Raw genomic sequence first — 19,847 nt, forward strand, 5'->3', positions numbered from 1 at the left:
AGATCCGACGAGAGGCAGACGATGACCACCGCGCCCGAAGCCGAGGGCAGTTTCGGCGAGCAGTTCATCGAAGAGTTCGACCGACTCCTCCGCTGGCGCCGCGACGTGCGACGCTTCCGGACCGACCCGGTCGAGCCGCGACTGATTCAGGAGATCGTGGCCGCCGCCGAACTGGCGCCGTCCGTGGGCAACAGCCAGCCCTGGCGATGGGTCGAGGTCCGGTCGCCGGAGCTGCGGGCAGTGGTGAAATCCACCTTCGCCCGGTGCAATGCGGAAGCACTGGAGGGATACCGCGGCGAGCGTGCCCAGCAGTACGCCTCGCTCAAACTCGCCGGGCTCGATCAGGCACCTGTCCATCTCGCGGTCTTCAGTGAGGACCACCCGCAGCAGGGACACGGCCTCGGTCGTCGAACCATGCCCGAGACCCTCGCCTACTCCGTGGTCACGGCGATCAGCAGTCTCTGGCTCGCCGCCCGCGCCCGCGGCATCGGCGTCGGCTGGATCTCGATCGTCGAACCCGACGAGGTGCACCGGGCCCTCGGCGTTCCGCCCGGGTGGCGATTCGTCGCCTACCTCTGCATCGGCTATCCGGAAGAGGTGAACTCGGTGCCCGAACTCGAACGCGCGGGCTGGCAGGCCCGGACCGACCCGGAGACGCGCTACTTCATCCGCTGACTCGCCTAATCGGTACCGATCACTCGTTCGGTCGTCATACGATCGCCAGGGCCGCGCATTTCGGCGGCCGGACGTGCTGCGAGAGGAATTCCCCATGACCGACCGAATCACCGCGCTCGATCTGCCCGCCGGAGAACTGAGCGCCGACACGCTCAAGTACTTCGACGTCTGCCGCGAGAAGCTCGGGATGGTCCCGAACGTCCTGCAGGCGTACACCTTCGACGAGACCAAGCTTCGCGCCTTCACCGCGATGTACAACGACCTGATGCTGGCCGACTCGGGACTGTCGAAGCTGGAACGCGAGATGATCGCCGTCGTCGTCTCGTCGATCAACAAGTGCTATTACTGCCTCACCGCGCACGGAGCCGCCGTGCGCCAACTGTCGGGCGATCCCGAACTGGGCGAACTGCTCGTCATGAATTTCCGGGCCGCCGATCTGTCCGATCGTCACCGTGCGATGCTGCTCTTCGCCGAGAAGATGACCGAGCAGCCCTCGAAACTCGACGCCGCCGATCGAGAGGCGTTGCGCGCGGTGGGCTTCACCGATCGCGACATCTTCGACATCTCGTCGACCGCGGCGTTCTTCAACATGACGAACCGGGTGGCGAGCGGCATCGACATGCGTCCCAACCCGGAGTACTCGGCTCAAGCGCGATGACGTCCCGGCATCACCCGATCTGCAGCGACGCATGGGCGGCCGTGACGGCGCGCTGCAGTTCGGAGGCGACCAGCCGGGTCGTCTGCGCCGGAGTGGCCGGAGCGACCGCATCGAGTGCGATCGGGACGCTGAAGACCACCACCGGGCGGTCCTGGTCCGGATAGGCGATGCCCGCGCACACCAACCACGGCCGACTCCCCTTCTTCAGTGCCCCGCTCGCGATGTGGCCGACTCCGCTGCTGACCTTCTGAAGCAGCCGGGGATCCTCCTCGTTGCACGTGCCCTCGGGGAAGATCGCGATCGAGTCTCCCCGACCCATCCGCTCGATGCAGACGTCCATCATCTGCTTGCCCGCGGTGGCCGCGGCGCGGAGACCGTGGTCCTTCTGGCGGAAGACCGGGATGCCGCCGAGGTCGTCGATCTTGCGGCGACGGTCCGGATCGTCGAAGAGTTCGTCTTTGGCCAACACACGCATCCGCCCGATCCGCGGGCGCAGCGGCGACAAGAAGCCGGATGCGGCAAGGATGAACGGATCGGTCTGGCGCACGTGATTGGCGGCGATCACCAGCGGCACCTCGCTTCGCCGGACAACAGCGCGCAGACGGTCGTGCGCGTCGTCTTCGAAGCGAACACGCGGACGGTGTCGAGCCGCCAGTACGCCGTACATGGCGAGCGCCTTCATCCGGCTCTGACGGTGGTCGCTGTAATACCGGTACACCTCGTCGGCGTTCTCGAGCGTTACGTCCATGCGAGCTACGGTACCGTAACTTACGGTTCCGTAACCACGGGGAACAGCGTCGAGTCAGACTTTGACGAAGCCGTTCTCGACCAGCCAGTCGCGCGCGACGTCGGCCGGCTCGCGTCCGTCCACGTCCACCTGACGATTCAGCTCGCTGATCTGCTCCGACGTCAGCTTCGCCATCACCGGCGCCATCACCTTCGCGATAGACGGGAACTGTTCGTTGACATCGGAACGCATGGTGACCGCCGCGTTGTAGTGCGGGAAGAACTGCTTGTCGTCCTCCAGCACGTTGAGGTTCAGTGCCTTGATCCGGCCATCGGTGGTGAAGACCTCTCCGAACACGCAATTCCCGTTGGCGACCGCCTGGTAGATGATGCCGGTCTGCAGGATCTGCATCCGCACCTGCGCCGGATCGAACCCGTACTTGGCGGCCATACCCGGGAAGCCGTCCTGCCGGCTGCGGAACTCGGTCTCGACGCAGGTGGTCGCCGTCGCGGGATCCTTCTTCACCAGCGCGGCGTAGTCCGAGAGTGTCTTGACGCCGGTCTTCGCGGCGTTCTCTTGATTCACCGCGAGGGCATAGGTGTTGTCCATCGGCGCCGGGTCGATCCAGACGATGCCGTTCTTCGCCAGATCCGCGTCACGGACGGCCTCGAACTGCTTGGTGGAGTCCGGGATCGGCTGTTCGTTGCCGAGATAGTTGATCCAGCCGGTACCGGTGTATTCGATCGTCACGTCCACCTGTCCCGCGGCCATCGCGTCGCGTGCGCTGTTGGATCCCTGAATGTTGGTCAGATCGCGGACGTTGGCGCCTGCGGCGGCGAGGGAGAAGCCGAGGATGTACCCCAGGATCACCTGCTCGGTGAAGTCCTTGGAGCCGACCGTGATGGTCTGTCCCTCGAGGTCGGGCTGCACGGTGATCGAGCCCGGCTTCACCGGCAGCGGAAGCGCACCGCCCGACTGCAGACCGCAGGCCGCGGCACCGAAGACGAGGGCGGCCACCGCGATCAGCGCGACGAGCGAGCGCAGTGGGCGGCGTGCGGCCGCGGGCAGGTGCGGTGTCATCGCAGCCCCTTGGGTCCGAGGTACCGTTCGGCGAGCGCGCCGAACCAGTCGACGACGAGCGCCAGCGCGACGGCCAGCACGGCTCCGACGACCAGTGTCACGTTGTCGCGCAACTTGTAACCGGTGTCGATCAGGATGCCCAGTCCCCCGGCGTCGACCAGGAAGCACAGGGTCGCGGTGCCGACCGCGAGCACCAGCGATGTCCGCAGGCCGGCGAGGATGAAGGGCACCGCCAGCGGCAGCTCCACCTGGGCCAGCACTCGCGGCTCCGACATCCCCTGTCCCTTGGCGGCGTCGATGGTCGCCGCATCGACCTCCTGCAGACCGAGCATGCTGTTGCGCAGCACCGGGAGCAGCGAATAGAACGCGATCGGCAGCACGCCGATCCAGAAGCCCGTCGTGGCGGTCCAGAGGAAGAAGAGCACCAGCAGACCGATCGCCGGCGCCGCCTGCCCGATGTTGGCCACGCCGATGAAGAACGGTGCCAGCCAACGGAATCGACGTCGTGTGACCAGCACGGCGAGCGGTACCGCCACCACGACGACGATCGCGGCGATCGCGACGGTCAAGGCCAGATGCTCACCGACGAGCTGCCCGATGTACGACGGATTGATGGTCGCCTTCTGGGTGGCGGTCAGGTCGCGGGAGAAGGCCCAACCGAGCACGCCCGCCGCGAGCAGCACCGCGATCGTCGGCTGAATCCACAGCTGAAGATTGCTGGCCCTCCCGGCACCGGTCTCCTTGGACACCGCCTCCGCGCTGGTCATCAGCTGGTGCCTTCCGGCGAGGCGTCCGCGGTCAGGTCCGCAGCTGGGTCATCGGCGTGCGGGTCGACGATCGCGGGACTGCCCTCGTGCTCCTCGCGCAGCGCGCGAATCGAGTCGATCAGCGTCTCGATGGTGACCACACCGACGTAGCGGCCGCGGGCACCGGTGACCACGGCGGACGCGTTACGTTCGGCGAGGATCGCTTCGAGCGCGTCCTGGAGGGTCGAGCTCGTGGCGACCGTCTCACCGAGCGGGATACCGACGCCGCGAATCGACGATGCGCCGACCAGATGGCGCCCGTCGGTCCACCGGATCGGCCGGTCACGGCTGTCGAGGATGATTCCCCAGTCACTGCCGATCCGTGCAGCGAAGTCGGCGGCCGAATCTCCTTCGTGGGCCGTCGGCCGCTGCTCGATGTCCACGTCGCGCACGCGCAGCAGGTTGAGCTGCTGCAGCGACGCACCGGAGCCCACGAAGCCCTCGACGGTCTCGTTGGCGGGGTTGGCCAGAATCGCCTCCGGCGAGTCGTACTGCAGCACCTTCGAGCGCGCGCCGAGCACCGCGATCTTGTCGCCGAGTTTGACGGCCTCACTGAAGTCGTGGGTCACGAAGACGATGGTCTTGCGGAGTTCCGCCTGCAACTGCATCAACTGGTCCTGCAGGACGCCTCGGGTGATCGGGTCCACCGCGCCGAAGGGCTCGTCCATGAGCAGGACCGGAGGATCGGCGGCCAGGGCTCGCGCGACGCCGACGCGCTGCTGCTGTCCACCCGAGAGCTGGCGCGGATACCGACCGCCGAATTCGTCGGCGTCGAGGCCGACCATGTCGAGCAGTTCGTCGACTCGGTCGGCGATCCGCTTCTTATCCCATTTCAGCAGCTTGGGCACCACGGCGATGTTCTGTGCGACCGTCATGTGCGGGAAGAGGCCACCTTGCTGAATGGCGTACCCGATGCTCTGTCGCAGTTTGTTCGCGTCGATCGACAGTGCGTCCCGGCCGCCGATGGTGATTCGGCCGCTCGTCGGCTCGATCAACCGATTGATCATGCGCATCGTCGTGGTCTTACCGCTGCCGGACGGCCCGACGAAGACCACGACCTCGCCTGCCGGAATGGTCAGAGAAACGTCTTCGACAGCAGGTTCGCGCTGGCCGGGATAGATCTTCGAGACATGCTCGAGAACGATCTCGACTCCGGAGATCTCATTCTCTGCGTCATCTTTGCTGTGGGTCAACGGATCCCTTTCGACGTTGTCAATCGGCCGATCAGGACATAGATCCCGTCGAGGATCAAAGCCAGGATGACGATCAACACGGTGCCCGTCAGCGCCTGCGGAATAGCCGTGGGGCTACCGACGCGCGACAGACCGGAGAAGATGAGATTGCCCAGGCCGGGGCCCTTCGCGTAGGCCGCGATCGCCAGGATTCCCATCGCCATCTGCGTCGCGACACGCATGCCGGTGAGGATCGACGGCCATGCCAGCGGCAACTCGACCCGCGTCAGCACGCGGAGACGACTCATTCCGATGCCGCGTGCGGCATCGGTGACCGCGGGGTCGACCGCGCCGAGACCGACGATGGTGTTACGCACGATCGGCAGAAGCGAGTACATCGTCAGCGCAATGACGGTCGGCGGAACACCGAGGCCCACTATCGGAATGAGCAGACCGAGAAGTGCGAACGACGGAATGGTCAGAATGGTGCTCGAGAGCGCCGTTGCGATAGCCGAGCCTCCGGGGCTGCGATATACCGCGATTCCGACGCCCACTCCGATGATCGTCGCCAGGAGTAGACACTGAATCACTGCGCTGACGTGCAAGTAGGAATCGACCACAAGCTGCGACTTGCGGCTCGATATGAAATCCCAGATCCCGTTCAGAACAATTCCCCTCTATTAGCGTTTTCACCGTAGCGCATATCGGCGGACGGTTCGCGCGGTCACGGTGTAATCGCAGGTCAGAACCTAGCGCCACGCACCGATTCCGACAGAGCGCAAAGGAGCGACGTTCACACTTCGGCAGCGGCTGCGGGCGTCGAGACCCCGCCGGTGGCCGCATACGCGACCCGAGCCCTCCGGGAGCCTCCGACTACCATGCGTGGGAACGGTTCATCGGAGGAGGCAGCAGGTGTCGGACAACGAGGAGCAGCTCGTCGACGTGCGTTCGCTGCACCACCGGCTCGTGCGGATCAATCGAGTGCTGCGGGTGGCCGGTTCCGGTTCCGGTCTCAGCGCTGGAACCGCCGCGGCCCTGTGGTCGATCACCCAGCACGCACCCCTTCGGCTGTCCCGGCTGGCCGAGATCGAATCGGTCTCCACCCCCGCCATCTCGCGGATCGTCACCGGCCTGGAGGACATGGGCTACGTGGAGCGGCGACCCGATCCACTCGATGCGCGGGCCCGACTGCTCTATCCCACCGAATCGGGGTGCGAAGTGGTCTCGACGACGCGGAACGCCCGGGTGCGGCGGATCGCCGAGGCTCTCGAGACGCTCGAACCGGCCGACCGGCAACTCGTCGAGCGCGCCTTCGAACTCCTCAGCGACGCCCTGGCGGCGAGTGAAGTCTGAGCCGCCGCCGGATCAAATGAGTGCCGAGATCCGGTCCGCCGCCTCGACGAGCGCGGTCACGAGCCTGCGACGCTCCCGACCGTCCACCGCCGATTTGAGCACCCCCAGCTGCAACTCGAACTCGGCCTGGTCGCCGGCGAAGACCGGTGCTGCGAGATAGCTGATCGGCTGCGCGTCAGCGCCGTCGAGTTCGTCGTCGGAATACGCACGCGACGACAATTGCGCGAGCCGACGGGTCGCCGTGTGGCGGAGCGCGGGGTCGATGAGAAGCGGACCCACCGCGCCGAGCAACTCGGCGAGCACCTCGACGAGCATCGCGTCCGACGACTCCGGGCGGTACGCCGCGAAACCGCGCCGACGTACCGATTCGAGCAGGAGCCTCCGTCTCGGACGATCTCGCTCGCCCAGCCAGGCCTCCTGGTCGGCCTCCCGCCAGGCCATCGCCGCGGCCCCGACGGGAAAGACGATCGCCAACGACTGGCCGAGCCCCAGTCCGGGAACCGGCCGCACCTCGCTGTGCCGTTTGGCGACGACGGTCATCGCGTCGGGCGCCATCCGCGCGAGCGTCACTCCGCAGTCGGTGGCCGCGACGAGTTCGTCGAGAACCTGCGCCACGTCCGGATTCGGCAGGTGAAGCGCCGGAGGCGAGACTCCGCCGAGTGCCATCGCCGCCGGGCCCAGCCGATAGGCACGAGAGGCGTCGCGCTCAGCCCACCCCGCGTCGTCGAGCTCGGCCAGGATCGCCGACATCGTGGCGCGGGCCACTCCCAGCTCGTCGGCGATCTCCGCGATGGTCTGCGGGCGCTCGACGCGGGCGAGAAGTTCGAGGGTGTCGATCACCCGGCGCGTCGGTGGCGATCCGGCCATGTGTGTCCTCCCCCGCATGCGGGCCGATCTTGTGTCGCGGCTCATACCCCGCTACCTTGTGACGGATATTCAATCACACCTATTCGAATATTCGATTCATGAAGGCGGTCCCATGAGCCAGACCCAGTCCCTCGAGGGCAGAACAGCGATCGTGACGGGTGCCGGCCGCGGCATCGGAGCCGGCATCGCGCTCGGTCTCGCGGAAGCCGGCGCCGACCTGGTGATCGCTGCCCGCAGTGCCGACCAACTCGAGCAGGTCGCCGACCGGATCCGGAGACTGGGCCGACGCGCGATCACCGTGCCCGCGAATGTCGCCGAAGACGACCCCGCCGATCTGGTCGACGCCGCCACGCGGGAGTTCGGTGCGCTCGACATCGTCGTCAACAACGTCGGCGGCGCCCTCCCGAAGCCCTTTCTGCAGACCAGCGTCAAAGCACTCGTCGGTGCCTTCGCGTTCAACGTCGGGACGGCGCACGCGCTCAATCTGGCGGCCGTACCGAGCATGCTGTCCAACGACCGCGGCGGTTCGATCATCAACATCACCTCGTCGATCACGACTCAGCCGGGACGCGGGCTGCTGGCCTACGGAACGGCTAAAGCGGCCCTCGCGCACTACACCCGGATGGCCGCGCAGGACCTGTCGCCGCGCATTCGGATGAACGCCATCGCACCCGGCACCATCAACACACCCGCGCTCGGTTACGTCGCCGAGGACGACGCGATCCGCGAGGAGATCGTCAGCCGCACCCCGCTGCGCCGACTGGGTGTGCCGGACGACATCGCCGCCGCCGCGGTGTTCCTGGCAGGCGACGGCTCGGCGTACATGACCGGCAAGACCATCGAGGTGGACGGCGGTCTCATCGCCCCCAACATGGTGATGCCGCTCCCCGATCTCTGACCGCCCGCCCCATCACCGGCCGACGACCTCCCGCCGACAGCCCCTAGGACTCCCCCATGACGATCACCACCGCCGACGATCTGCGCGCCATCGAGACCGTGAAGTACCGCTACCTGCGAGCCGTCGACACGAAGGACTGGTCGGCGCTGGCCGACACGCTCACCGACGACGTGCACGCCGAATACGGATCGCAGGTGAACGGCCGGCCGCTGACCTTCGACGACCGAGCCTCTCTGGTCGCACATCTGAGCACGATCATGGCTCCGACCATGGTGACCGAGCATCGCGTCGACCATCCGATCATCGAAATCGACGGCGACACCGCCACCGGCAGCTGGTACCTGCAGGACCGCGTCATCGTTCCGGAGTACGACGTCATCATCATCGGAGCCGCGTTCTACCGCGACGCCTACCGGCGGACCCCGGACGGCTGGCGCATCAGTTCCACCGGATACGAGCGCACCTTCGAGGCGCGAGGCAGTCTGTCGGCTGCCCGGATGCACGTGGAACAGGGACCGGCCGTCCACCGGCCCGCGACGTAGCGCGGGAGCCTCCGACACCGGGTTCAGCCGGCGCCGGTACCCGCGCCCACGTACTCGGCCAGGTGCCGGCCGGTGAGGGTGGAAGCCGATGCGACGAGGTCGCGCGGCGTTCCCTCGAAGACCACGCGGCCGCCGTCGTCACCCGCGCCCGGACCGATGTCGACGATCCAGTCGGCGTGCGCCATGACCGCCTGGTGATGCTCGATCACGATCACCGAGCGCCCCGCCTCCACCAGGGCGTCGAGTAACCCGAGCAGTTGTTCGACGTCGGCCAGATGCAGTCCGGTCGTCGGTTCGTCGAGGATGTATACGCCGGCCTTCTCAGTCATCGCGATCGCGAGCTTGATGCGCTGGCGCTCGCCTCCCGAGAGCGTGGTGAGCGGCTGGCCGAGGGTCAGATAGCCCAGTCCGACGTCGGAGAGACGCTTGAGGATCTTGTGGGCTGCCGGCGTGCGTGCGTCACCGTCGTCGAAGAACTCCAACGCCGTGTCCACCGACATCGCCAGCACCTCGCTGATGTCCCGGCCGTCGACCCGGTAGTCGAGCACCGCGGCGTCGAACCGCTTCCCCTCGCAGACTTCGCACGGCGTCGCCACGCCGGCCATCGTGGCGAGATCGGTGTAGATCACGCCCGCGCCTTTGCAGTTCGGGCACGCGCCGTCGGAGTTGGGGCTGAACAGAGCGGGTTTGACTCCGTTGACCTTCGCGAAGGTCTTCCGGATGGCGTCGAGCAGACCGGTGTAGGTCGCCGGATTGCTTCGCCGTGAGCCGCGGATCGCCGTCTGGTCGATCGACACCGCGTCGGCGTCGGCGGGCAGCGAGCCGTGGATCAGGGAGCTCTTGCCCGACCCCGCGACACCGGTGATGACGGCGAGTACGCCGAGCGGGATGTCGACGTCCACGTGGCGCAGATTGTTGGTGGTGGCGTCTCGGATCTCCAAGAATCCCGACGGGGTCCGCACACTGTCCTTGAGCCGCGCGCGGTCGTGGAGATGACGCCCGGTCAAGGTGTCCGAGGCCGCCAATTGCTCGACGGTGCCCTCGAAGCAGATCTCGCCGCCCAGCGATCCGGCGCCCGGCCCGAGGTCGACCACGTGGTCGGCGATCACGATGGCCTCGGGTTTGTGCTCCACCACCAGGACGGTGTTCCCCTTGTCGCGCAGTCGCAGCAGCAGGGCGTTCATCCTGGCGATGTCGTGCGGATGCAGTCCCACGGTGGGTTCGTCGAAGACGTAGGTGATGTCGGTGAGCGATGATCCGAGGTGGCGGACCATCTTGGTGCGCTGTGCCTCCCCGCCCGACAGTGTTCCGGTGGGCCGTTCCAGGGACAGGTAGCCCAGGCCGATCTCGACGAACGACTCGAGTGCCGCATGGAGCTTCTCGATCAGCGGTGCCACCGTCGGCTCGTCGAGCCCCGCCACCCAGTCCGCGAGGTCGGAGATCTGCATCCGGCATGCGTCGGCGATGCTGACTCGGCCGATCCGGGAGTTCCGGGCGTGCTCGGCCAGTCGGGTGCCGTCGCACTCCGGGCAGGTCGTGGACGTGACCGCGCGTTCGATGAAGGCCCGCACATGCGGCTGCACAGAGTCGATGTCCTTGGACAGCATCGATTTGGTGATCTTCGGGATGATGCCCTCGTAGGTGAGGTTGATGCCCTCGACCTTGATCTTGGTGGCTTCGCGATAGAGCAGATCATCGAGTTCGCGATCGGAGAACCGGCCGACGGGCTTGTCCATGTCGAAGTAGCCGCTGCCCGCGAAGATGCGGCCGTACCAGCCGTCCATGCTGTAGCCGGGCACCTTGAGCGCTCCGCCGGACAGCGACTTGTCCGCGTCGTAGATCTCGCTCAGGTCGATGTCGGAGACCGTTCCCATCCCCTCGCATCGCGGGCACATCCCTCCGAGTTGCTCGAAGGACCGTCTGACCGCCTTGGTCTGCTTGCCTCGCTGGACTTTGATCGCACCGCCGCCCGACACGGTCGGGACGTTGAACGAGTACGCGTTGGGGCTGCCCACCTGGGGATCGCCGAGCTTGCTGAACAGGATCCGCAGCATCGCGTTGGCGTCGGTGACGGTGCCGACCGTCGACCGCGGATTCGCACCGATCCGCTCCTGGTCGACGATGATGGCAGTGGTGATGCCGTCGAGCACATCGACGTCCGGGCGGGCCAGCGTCGGCATGAATCCCTGGACGAACGCGCTGTAGGTCTCGTTGATCAGCCGTTGCGACTCGGCTGCGATGGTGCCGAAGACGAGCGAGCTCTTTCCGGACCCGGAGACTCCGGTGACGGCGGTGAGCCTGCGCTTCGGCAGTTCGACGCTGACGTCTTTGAGGTTGTTGACCCGCGCGCCACCGACTCTTATGACGTCGTGACTGTCGGCGGGCGCGGTAGTGGGGCGGTCGGCAGACATGGAGCACATTGTCCCCTACCCGGACCGGATCGCGTGGACGCTCCGCGAGGGGACCGGTCCGGGTATTGTTCGGTGGTTCCCACACTGCCGCATGTCAGATAGCTCAGGTGGCGGGGGATGCTCGAAGAATCGTCAGACCGGAGGCCGAGTGAGCCAGGCGCGCAACCATCGAGACTGGGCGATCGTCGGCATCGTGGTCGCGGCATTGATCACGGTCAACGCCCTGGCGCATTTCGCCGGGCATTGGCCGGGGCTCCTCGCGGTTCCGGTGGGCGCGGTCGCGCTGGTGCTCCTCGCGCGGATGCGGGGCCTGGCGTGGTCGGAGATGGGCATCAGCTCCTCGGAGCTGAAGTACGGGTTCCGGTGGTCGGCGATCGTCGTGGTCGCGGTCGTCGTGGTGGTCGGTGCCGGCGTCGCCATCCCCTGGACCCGGACGTTCTTCCTGAACGACCGCTACTCGTCCGCGCGTGACGCGCTGCTCGCCGCTCTTGTGTGGATTCCCGTGCAGACCGTGCTTCCCGAGGAACTGTTGTTCCGCGGTGTGCTGCAGGGATCGTTGCGGCGAGTGATGAGCCGGCGGCTCACTCTGATCGCCGGTGCGGCCCTGTTCGGTTTGTGGCACATCGCCTCGTCGCTCGGACTCTCGGCGGGGAACGCCGGTGTCACCGATGCGATCGGCGCCGGCGTCGGAGCCGCCGTCGCCGGCGTGGTCGGCGCGGTGGTCGCGACCTCCGCGGCCGGATGGATCCTCGGCTGGCTGCGCTTCCGAACGGCCAATCTGCTCGCCCCGATCGTCCTGCACTGGACTCTCAACGCCTCGGGTGCGCTCGGCGCCGCCCTGGCCTGGCAGCTGCTCTGACTCGCGCCGATCAATTCCCGGTCTGCACGCGGAGATTCACGATCGCCTTGTCGACTTCGGCCCTGGTGGTCGCATCGTTGATCGGACTCACTCCGAAGGCGAAGGTCATCGGAGAACTGTTCACGACGACCACCGTGACATCGTCACCGAGAACACCGGAGCGCTGATTGCGGACGTCGATGCGAGCCCGGATCAGCGTGTACTCGGTGATCTTGTTGTCGAGCCGGTCGTTGCGCACGTCCTCGATCCGGGCCGGTGAGGCGTCGACTCCCGAGTACCCCGAACTCGACGACAGACACTCCACCAGTTTCCTGGCGATGGGCTCCGTGCGATCGCGGAAGGATGCGGGCAGCGTGCCGACGGCGATCTGCGCCATCCACCCCGACGTGCCGGCCGGGCGTGAGGCTTTGATGCCGTTGGCCGTCACCGCGAACGGGATCTGCGAGATGTTGTCGGGATCCCAGCCGCTGACCGGAAGGTCGTTCGACGGAATGGAGATCGGTCCGGTCCCGACTCTGGACGCGGACGACGACTGCGTCGTGACCCCGCCCGCACACAGCGTCGGAACGCCGGCGACCACCGCGGGCCCGCCGGCAGTGGTCGAGGGAGCCGAGGTACTCACCGGCGACGACGTCGACTCGGGAGTGGACGGCACGGTAGATGTCCCGGCCGCGGTGTCGGGACCGTCGTCGCCGCGGAAGACGAAGAATCCGGCGACCGCGATCGCCGCGAGGACGACCAGCACTACCGCCGCCACGATCTCGGCTTTCCGCCTGCCGGTGTCCGTCGGCTCGGGCGGATACCCGGGCGCACCGTAGGGCTGCTGCCGGCCGAAGTCTCCGGGCGGCGGCCCGAAATGAGGTGGCTGTTGTGCCGGGGGCTGCTGTATCGGGGGCTGCGGTACCGGAGATTGCGGTACCGGGGGCGGGCCGAAGGCGCCGATTCGGGGACGCTGCGGGTAGGGCTGCGCCGGCGACGGGCCCTGCTGCGCCGGCGGCGACTGCGGCGCGAGGGGCGCGGTGGGCTGTGCCCCGCTGTGCGGTGGGGTCGGAGCCGGATTGATCATCGTCGGCGCGTACGCCGCCGGAGCCTGCGGCGTCGCCGCCTGCGGTGTGAAGCCCGGTCTGCGCAGCGCCCCGTCCAATTCGTCTGCGAACTCTCGGCACGTCCGGTACCTGCGGGCGGGGTCCTTGTCCATCGCCCGTGCGAGGACCAGGTCGACGGCGGGTGCCAGAGTGGGCAGAACCGCGGTGGCGCTCGGGGCCGGAGCATGGAGATGAGCGTTGATGATGTCGGTCGGTTTCGCGAGCGGGAACGGCGCTCGGCGGTCAGGAGCCGGAATGCGGTACAGGCGAGCGCGTATTGGTCGGTGCGTCCGTCGAGTGCGGCCCCGCGCAACTGCTCCGGTGAGCAGTACTGGATCGACCCCACCGTCAGGTTCGCCGCTGTCAGCGCGGTGTCGCTTGTGGTGGTGCGAGCGATTCCGAAGTCGGTGAGATACACCTTGCGGTGCGCCGCGGTCGAGTCGTCCACCAGAATGTTCGCGGGCTTGACGTCGCGGTGCAGCATTCCCCGCGAGTGCGCGTAGTCGAGAGCGTCCGCGACGGCGCCGATCATCTCGCAGACCGTCGCCGGGTCGAGCGGTCCCGACTGCTGGAGCAGGGCGTCGCCGTCCGCCCCGGGGACGTACTTCATCGCGATCCAGAGCTGCCCCTCGAACTCACCGCGGTCGTACACGCTCACGATGCCCGGGTGATCGAGTTGGGACGCCAGATCGGCCTCACGGATGAACCGGGCCCGATAGGTGGGGTCACCGGTCAGCTCGGCGGGCAGCACCTTGAGCGCATCTTCCCGGGGGAGCCGCGGATGTGCGACCAGGTACACCTCCCCCATGCCGCCGACCCCGAGTCTTCGCTCGATCAAGTAGTTGGCGAAGTACTGGCCCGGGCTCAACATGGGAACAGCCTAGGTCATGACCTCGCATGCAGCGGCGCATGCCGCAGCACGGCGTGCACCAGCGGCGGAACGATCAGCGCGGCGGCTGCCCCGACCAGAATGCCTGCGGTCACATCGGTGATCCAATGCATTCCGAGGTAGAGCCGGGATGCGGCGGCCGCGAGCGCCACGGCCAGCGCTCCGCACGCCGCGACGACTCTGGTCGCGGCGGACGCCGACGCCGCGGTGACCGCGACCAGCCCGAACGCGAGCGCCGCGGTGCCGGTGGTGTGTCCGGACGGGAACGACCCAGCGGTCTCGTGGGCCTCGAGTTGCCAGGCGACCGGAGGCCGGGTCCGATGCACCGCGATCTTGAACACCTCCGCGACGGCGGCCGCGGCCACGACCGTCGAGAGCAGGGCCGCGGCTCGCTCGACGCCGCCGTCTCGGCGCCACAGGACCATCGCGGCCACCGCGCCGAGCACGATGGTTCCGACAGGGCTGAGAACGGTGGAGAGAAACACGGCGACGCCGGTCGCGGTTCCGGAACGCTGTGCGAGCGTCCACTCCCACACGCTCCGGTCGGCGGCGAGCGGGCCGTGGACGTCGTAGACGACCGCACCGAGAGCGGCGGTCGTGAGCAGCAGTAGGACTCCGACGGTCATCGAGGGCTTCGGCATACTGACCATCTTCGGCTCCGCTCACTGAGCAGACGCTGAGAAGTCCGCAGGTCGGGGCCCGATCTGCGAACCATGAGCAGTGCGGTGGGACGGCTTCTGCGGTTACGGCGCCAAGGCGCGTCTCCTGCGGCTAGGTTGGCAATGATCGCGGGCGCCGCTACGGTGCCCATTTCTGTGAGAGGCGCCATGGAGAGCATCGAAACCGCGGCCGGTCCGATCGACGCGGACCGCCTGGGCAACGTGCTCTCCCACGAACACATCTTCGTCGTGAACGACGACTACCGCGTCAACTTCCTGCCGGATTGGGACGAGCAGGCCCAGATCGATGCGGCGGTCGCCACGCTGACCCGACTCAAGGCCTCGGGCATCGACACACTGATGGATGTCTCGGTGCCCGGGCTCGGCCGCAACGTGGAGCGGATCGCCGCCGTAGCCGACCGCGTGGACCTCAACATCGTGCTGGCCACCGGCCTGTACACCTATCACGATCTGCCTTTTCAGTTCCATTACACCGGACCCGGACTCGGTTTCGACGCGCCGGACCCGCTCGAGCGCCGGTTCGTCCGTGACCTGACAGTCGGCATCGGCCGCAGCGCGATCAGGGCCGGGTTCCTTTACTGCGCGATCGAATCCGAGGGATTGAGCACGGGCGTCGAGCGCGTGATGCGGGCCGTGGGACGGGCGGCTGTCGAGACAGGCGCGCCGGTGGTGGTTCACACGAACCCGCACACCGCATCCGGACTGGTGGCCCAGCGGGTCCTGGCCGAAGAGGGCGTCGATCTGAGCCGGGTCCGGATGTCGCATTGCGGTGACACCACGGATCTGGACTACCTCATGAGGCTGGCCGATGCCGGCTCGCTGCTCGGACTCGATCGATTCGGCGTCGACGTCCTCCTGCCGTACGCCGACCGTATGCGCACGCTTCTCGCTCTGATCGAGCGCGGGTACTCAGACCGGATCATGCTGTCGCAGGACGCCTTCTGCTTCAGTGACTGGTTCGAACCTGCGAGCCTGGCCGAGGCCGCGCCGGACTGGGACTACTTCCAGGTGACCGGACGCGTGATTCCAGATCTTCTCGCCGCCGGCGTGAGCCGCGAGGTCATCGACACGATGATGCGTGCCGTCCCTCGGGCCTTTCTGACCAGGTCGGCGGGCTCGTCCGTGTCGAGTGACGCCGTCATCACCGTGGCAGATTTCGAGAAAACTGGATTTAGTCCAGAAAAGCCGTAGAGTGGGCGCATGGCCACCGACTACTCCACCGTCATCCGGCGATCCGGGCTGAGAGTCACCCGGCCCAGACTGGCCGTGTTGGCGGCCGTGGACGCGCATCCGCATGCCGAGACCGAGACCGTTCTGACGACGGTTCGCGAAGAACTGCCCGGCGTCTCGCGGCAAGCGGTGTACGACGTCCTCCACGCGTTGACCGACGCCGGCCTGATCCGGCGGATCCAGCCGTCGGGACACGTCTGGCTCTACGAGACGCGGATCGCGGACAACCATCACCACCTGGTCTGCCGGGTATGCGGAGACGTCCGCGACGTCGACTGCGCGGTCGGTGAAGCCCCGTGTCTGCAGGCGGCCACCGACCACGGCTTCCAGATCGACGAGGCCGAGGTCATCTACTGGGGCGTCTGCCCCGACTGTCTCGCCGCCGAGGACGTTCCGGGCGACTCCGGTCGTCCTGACAGTTCAGCTCACTGATCGCCACCCCGGAGTTTCACCCACCGAAAGGAACCGCAGTGTCCGACCCACAGCCCGTTCAGAACGCATCAGGATGTCCGGTCCACGCGGCCGCGATGGCAGCCCCTGCCGAAGGCGGCGGCAACCGTGACTGGTGGCCGAAGCAGTTGAATCTCAAGCTCCTCGCCGAGAACCCGGCCGAGGGCGACCCGATGGGCGCCGACTTCGACTACGCCGCGGCCTTCGAATCCCTCGACCTCACCGCGGTCCGCCGCGACATCGAGGCGCTCATGCGCGATTCGAAGGCATGGTGGCCCGCCGACTACGGCCACTACGGCCCGCTGTTCATCCGGATGGCCTGGCATTCGGCCGGCACATACCGCGTCGCCGACGGTCGCGGCGGCGCCGGCCACGGCATGCAGCGGTTCGCGCCCCTCAACAGTTGGCCCGACAACGCGGGCCTCGACAAAGCACGCCGACTGCTGTGGCCGATCAAGAAGAAGTACGGCTCCGCGCTGTCGTGGGGCGACCTCATCATCTTCGCCGGCAACGTGGCCCTCGAATCGATGGGCTTCAAGACCTTCGGGTTCGCCGGTGGCCGCACCGAGAAGTGGGAACCGGAGGAGATCTACTGGGGACCGGAGACCACCTGGCTCGACGACGAACGCTACACCGGCGACCGCGACCTCGAGAATCCGCTCGCCGCCGTCCAGATGGGCCTCATCTACGTCAATCCCGAAGGCCCCAACGGGAATCCGGATCCGCTCAAGGCCGCCGTCGACATCCGCGAGACCTTCGGCCGGATGGCGATGAACGACGAGGAGACGGTCGCCCTGATCGCCGGCGGTCACACTTTCGGGAAGACGCACGGCGCGGGTCCGGCCGACCATGTCGGACCGCTGCCCGAGGACGCTCCGATGGAGAACATGGGGCTGGGCTGGAAGAGCACCTACGGCACCGGCTCGGGTGCCGACGCCATCAGCTCCGGGCTCGAGGGAGCGTGGAACAGCACGCCGATCACCTGGGACAACAACTTCTTCTGGACCCTCTTCGGCTACGAGTGGGAGACGTACACCGGTCCGGGCGGAGCCATCCAGTGGCGGCCCAAGGACAACGCCGGTTCCACCAGCGTCCCCGACCCGCAGGATCCCGACAAGCGGCATCAGCCCATGATGCTGACCACCGACATCGCCCTGCGCGAGGACCCGGTGTACGGCAAGATCTCGCGCCGCTTCCTGGAGAACCCGAACGAGTTCGCCGACGCCTTCGCACGCGCGTGGTTCAAGTTGACGCACCGGGACATGGGCCCGCTTCCCCGTTACCTCGGCGACGAGGTCCCGTCGGAGACCCTGGTCTGGCAGGACCCGGTCCCCGTAGCGGACTACGAGCAGATCGACGACGCCGACGCCCAGGCGCTCAAGGAGCGGATCCTCGATTCGGGCCTGACCGTGTCTCAGCTGGTCAAGACGGCGTGGGCGGCTGCGGCGTCGTTCCGCGGCAGCGACAAGCGCGGCGGCGCCAACGGCGGTCGTCTCCGTCTCGAGCCGCAGCGCCACTGGACCGTCAATGAGCCCGCCGAGCTCGACGAAGTGCTCCCCGTCCTGGAGGGGATCGCCCAGGAGTTCAACGCCGGGTCCGGCGTCAAGCAGGTCTCGGTGGCGGACGTGATCGTCCTCGGCGGGGCCGCGGCGATCGAGAAGGCCGCGGGTGCGGCCGGCCACACGGTTCAGGTGCCGGTCTCACTCGGCCGCACCGACGCCACGCAGGAGAACACCGACGTCGAGTCGTTCAAGGTGATGGAGCCCCGCTGGGATGGTTTCCGCAACTACCTCGCCGCCGACGCGCCGATCCCGGCGGAGTACCTGCTGGTCGACCGCGCGCAGTTGCTTCAGCTCAGCGCCCCGCAGACGGCGGTGCTGGTCGGCGGTCTGCGTGTGCTCGGCGCCAATCACGGACGATCGCAGCACGGGGTGCTGACCGACCGTCCCGAGACGTTGACGAACGACTTCTTCGTCAACATCCTCGATATGGAGACAGAGTGGACCGACGCCGGCGACGGCACTTTCGTCGGCGCCGATCTCGCCACCGGAGAGACGCGGTGGACGGCCACGCGCGCCGACCTCGTCTTCGGAGCCAACGCCCAGCTCCGGGCGCTGGCCGAGGTGTACGGGGCCGACGACGCCGAAGCCAAGTTCGTCGACGACTTCGTCGCCGCGTGGACGCAGGTGATGGACGCAGACCGGTTCGACCTGCACCGCTGACCGACTGACCGGGCCGAGATCCGTCGGGTCAGCGGCGTCCGAGGGTGATCCGCCCTCCGGCACCGCTGCCCCGACGGATCTCAGTTCAGCCCCCGATGGCGGGCCTCGCCCGCGACTGCCCCGTTAGCCTCGAGGGATGAAACTCGGTCTGCAACTCGGATACTGGGGCGCCCAGCCGCCCACGAACCACCGCGAACTCGTTCAGGCCGCCGAACGGGCGGGCTTCGACTCGGTCTATACGGCGGAGGCCTGGGGTTCGGACGCCTACACTCCCCTCGCCTGGTACGGGAGCGACACCGAACGCCTCAGACTCGGCACGTCCGTGCTTCAGCTGTCGGCCCGCACGCCCACCGCGTGTGCGATGGCGGCCCTGACCCTCGACCACCTCTCGGGCGGCAGGCACATCGTCGGTCTCGGCGTCTCCGGCCCGCAGGTGGTCGAGGGCTGGTACGGCCAGCGATTCGCGAAGCCGCTGGCACGCACCAGGGAGTACGTCGACATCATGCGCCAGGTGTGGGCGCGGGAGGCACCGGTGACCAGTCCCGGACCGCATTATCCGCTCCCGCTGTCCGACGAGTCGGCGACTGGCCTCGGAAAACCCCTGAAGTCGATCGTGCATCCGCTGCGCCGGGACATCCCGGTCCACCTCGGCGCGGAGGGCCCCAAGAACATCGCCCTGGCCGCCGAGATCGCCGACGGCTGGCTTCCGCTGTTCTTCACACCCCGGATGGCCGACCAGTACAACGCCTGGCTCGACGAGGGGTTCGCCCGACCCGACGCCCGCCACACCCGCGAGACGTTCGAGATCGCCGCGGTGGCGCAGATCGTCCTCACCGACGACGTCGCCGCCGCCTACTCCGCGATCAAGCCCTTCCTCGCGCTGTACATGGGCGGTATGGGCAGCGAGGACACCAACTTCCATGCGGAGGTCTACCGCCGAATGGGCTACGCCGAGGTAGTCGACGAGGTCACCGCGCTGTTCCGGTCCGGCCGCAAGGACGAGGCCGCGGCGATCATCCCGGACGCGGTCGTGGACGATTCGGCGATCGTCGGCGACGAGGCCCACGTACGCGAACAGATAGCTGTCTGGGAGCGCGCCGGGGTCACCACGATGCTCGTCTCCCCCGGCACCGTGGCCGAGGTGGAACGCCTCGCCGCACTGCTCGACTGAGCCGTTGACCGCAACCTTGATTAGGTGAACGAAAGGTTAACGCGACCCGAATAACGCTTGACTTCACCTTGC

General features: G+C 67.5%; 19 protein-coding genes. 10 read left to right on the plus strand and 9 right to left on the minus strand.

Features of this window, described 5'->3' with window-relative positions:
* Positions 1–21 precede the first annotated feature (21 nt).
* On the plus strand, positions 22–675 hold the full coding sequence (gene bluB / locus ACZ5QD_RS05975) for a 5,6-dimethylbenzimidazole synthase (protein ID WP_006895033.1): 654 nt from the start codon (positions 22–24) through the stop codon (positions 673–675).
* A 94-nt stretch (positions 676–769) separates the two neighbouring features.
* Positions 770–1,333 (plus strand): peroxidase-related enzyme, encoded by a 564-nt coding sequence (locus tag ACZ5QD_RS05980; RefSeq protein WP_006895034.1) that lies wholly within the window; start codon positions 770–772, stop codon positions 1,331–1,333.
* Positions 1,334–1,343: 10 nt separating this feature from the next.
* Here ACZ5QD_RS05980 and ACZ5QD_RS05985 read toward each other — a convergent pair whose 3' ends face one another.
* Genes ACZ5QD_RS05985 through ACZ5QD_RS06005 form a run of 5 tightly spaced genes read right to left on the minus strand, consistent with a single transcriptional unit; the run spans position 1,344 to position 5,783 of the window.
* Complete coding sequence (locus ACZ5QD_RS05985) at positions 1,344–2,081, minus strand: 1-acyl-sn-glycerol-3-phosphate acyltransferase (protein ID WP_464367175.1); 738 nt, start codon at positions 2,079–2,081, stop codon at positions 1,344–1,346.
* Positions 2,082–2,135: 54 nt separating this feature from the next.
* Positions 2,136–3,140 carry a glycine betaine ABC transporter substrate-binding protein gene (locus ACZ5QD_RS05990; RefSeq protein WP_006895036.1) on the minus strand — a complete coding sequence of 335 codons (1,005 nt, stop codon included), beginning with the start codon at positions 3,138–3,140 and terminating at the stop codon, positions 2,136–2,138.
* Positions 3,137–3,907: an ABC transporter permease gene (locus ACZ5QD_RS05995; protein WP_006895037.1), complete on the minus strand. Its 771-nt coding sequence runs from the start codon at positions 3,905–3,907 to the stop codon at positions 3,137–3,139. Before ACZ5QD_RS05995 ends, ACZ5QD_RS05990 begins: the two co-directional genes overlap by 4 nt.
* Entirely contained in the window at positions 3,907–5,139 is a 1,233-nt protein-coding gene (locus ACZ5QD_RS06000; protein WP_006895038.1) for an ABC transporter ATP-binding protein, read from the minus strand. Before ACZ5QD_RS06000 ends, ACZ5QD_RS05995 begins: the two co-directional genes overlap by 1 nt.
* Complete coding sequence (locus tag ACZ5QD_RS06005; RefSeq protein ID WP_174302276.1) at positions 5,136–5,783, minus strand: ABC transporter permease; 648 nt, start codon at positions 5,781–5,783, stop codon at positions 5,136–5,138. Before ACZ5QD_RS06005 ends, ACZ5QD_RS06000 begins: the two co-directional genes overlap by 4 nt.
* A gap of 247 nt (positions 5,784–6,030) precedes the next feature.
* On the opposite strand from ACZ5QD_RS06005, the gene ACZ5QD_RS06010 reads away from it, so the two are divergent.
* Positions 6,031–6,471 carry a MarR family winged helix-turn-helix transcriptional regulator gene (locus ACZ5QD_RS06010; protein WP_045538462.1) on the plus strand — a complete coding sequence of 147 codons (441 nt, stop codon included), beginning with the start codon at positions 6,031–6,033 and terminating at the stop codon, positions 6,469–6,471.
* A gap of 12 nt (positions 6,472–6,483) precedes the next feature.
* Here the strand turns inward: ACZ5QD_RS06010 and ACZ5QD_RS06015 are convergent, their stop codons facing one another.
* Positions 6,484–7,338 (minus strand): MarR family transcriptional regulator, encoded by an 855-nt coding sequence (locus ACZ5QD_RS06015; RefSeq protein ID WP_045538463.1) that lies wholly within the window; start codon positions 7,336–7,338, stop codon positions 6,484–6,486.
* A gap of 112 nt (positions 7,339–7,450) precedes the next feature.
* Between ACZ5QD_RS06015 and ACZ5QD_RS06020 the strand changes: the two genes are divergently transcribed.
* Entirely contained in the window at positions 7,451–8,236 is a 786-nt protein-coding gene (locus ACZ5QD_RS06020) for an SDR family oxidoreductase (RefSeq protein WP_045538464.1), read from the plus strand.
* A 56-nt stretch (positions 8,237–8,292) separates the two neighbouring features.
* On the plus strand, positions 8,293–8,778 hold the full coding sequence (locus ACZ5QD_RS06025) for a nuclear transport factor 2 family protein (RefSeq protein WP_045538465.1): 486 nt from the start codon (positions 8,293–8,295) through the stop codon (positions 8,776–8,778).
* Between the two features lie 23 nt (positions 8,779–8,801).
* Here ACZ5QD_RS06025 and ACZ5QD_RS06030 read toward each other — a convergent pair whose 3' ends face one another.
* The gene (locus ACZ5QD_RS06030; RefSeq protein WP_222111434.1) at positions 8,802–11,189 is read right to left on the minus strand and encodes an ATP-binding cassette domain-containing protein; all 2,388 of its coding nucleotides are present in this window, start codon (positions 11,187–11,189) and stop codon (positions 8,802–8,804) included.
* A gap of 148 nt (positions 11,190–11,337) precedes the next feature.
* Between ACZ5QD_RS06030 and ACZ5QD_RS06035 the strand changes: the two genes are divergently transcribed.
* Entirely contained in the window at positions 11,338–12,048 is a 711-nt protein-coding gene (locus tag ACZ5QD_RS06035) for a lysostaphin resistance A-like protein (protein ID WP_464367176.1), read from the plus strand.
* 1,062 nt (positions 12,049–13,110) lie between these two features.
* Here ACZ5QD_RS06035 and ACZ5QD_RS06040 read toward each other — a convergent pair.
* Positions 13,111–14,004 (minus strand): serine/threonine-protein kinase, encoded by an 894-nt coding sequence (locus tag ACZ5QD_RS06040; RefSeq protein WP_464367177.1) that lies wholly within the window; start codon positions 14,002–14,004, stop codon positions 13,111–13,113.
* 14 nt (positions 14,005–14,018) lie between these two features.
* Positions 14,019–14,663 carry a phosphatase PAP2 family protein gene (locus ACZ5QD_RS06045; protein WP_233500075.1) on the minus strand — a complete coding sequence of 215 codons (645 nt, stop codon included), beginning with the start codon at positions 14,661–14,663 and terminating at the stop codon, positions 14,019–14,021.
* Between the two features lie 186 nt (positions 14,664–14,849).
* Here ACZ5QD_RS06045 and ACZ5QD_RS06050 point away from each other — a divergent pair, with 186 nt between their 5' ends.
* The 4 genes from ACZ5QD_RS06050 to ACZ5QD_RS06065 all read left to right on the plus strand — a co-directional run bounded on the left by ACZ5QD_RS06050 (position 14,850) and on the right by ACZ5QD_RS06065 (position 19,775).
* On the plus strand, positions 14,850–15,893 hold the full coding sequence (locus ACZ5QD_RS06050; protein WP_006895048.1) for a phosphotriesterase family protein: 1,044 nt from the start codon (positions 14,850–14,852) through the stop codon (positions 15,891–15,893).
* A 9-nt stretch (positions 15,894–15,902) separates the two neighbouring features.
* On the plus strand, positions 15,903–16,364 hold the full coding sequence (locus tag ACZ5QD_RS06055) for a Fur family transcriptional regulator (protein WP_006895049.1): 462 nt from the start codon (positions 15,903–15,905) through the stop codon (positions 16,362–16,364).
* Positions 16,365–16,402: 38 nt separating this feature from the next.
* Positions 16,403–18,604: a catalase/peroxidase HPI gene (katG, locus tag ACZ5QD_RS06060; RefSeq protein WP_464367178.1), complete on the plus strand. Its 2,202-nt coding sequence runs from the start codon at positions 16,403–16,405 to the stop codon at positions 18,602–18,604.
* Positions 18,605–18,740: 136 nt separating this feature from the next.
* Positions 18,741–19,775, plus strand: coding sequence for an LLM class F420-dependent oxidoreductase (locus ACZ5QD_RS06065; RefSeq protein WP_464367179.1), 1,035 nt, complete (start codon positions 18,741–18,743; stop codon positions 19,773–19,775).
* The last annotated feature ends 72 nt before the right edge of the window (positions 19,776–19,847 follow it).

Source organism: Gordonia sp. J1A, assembly GCF_055393515.1.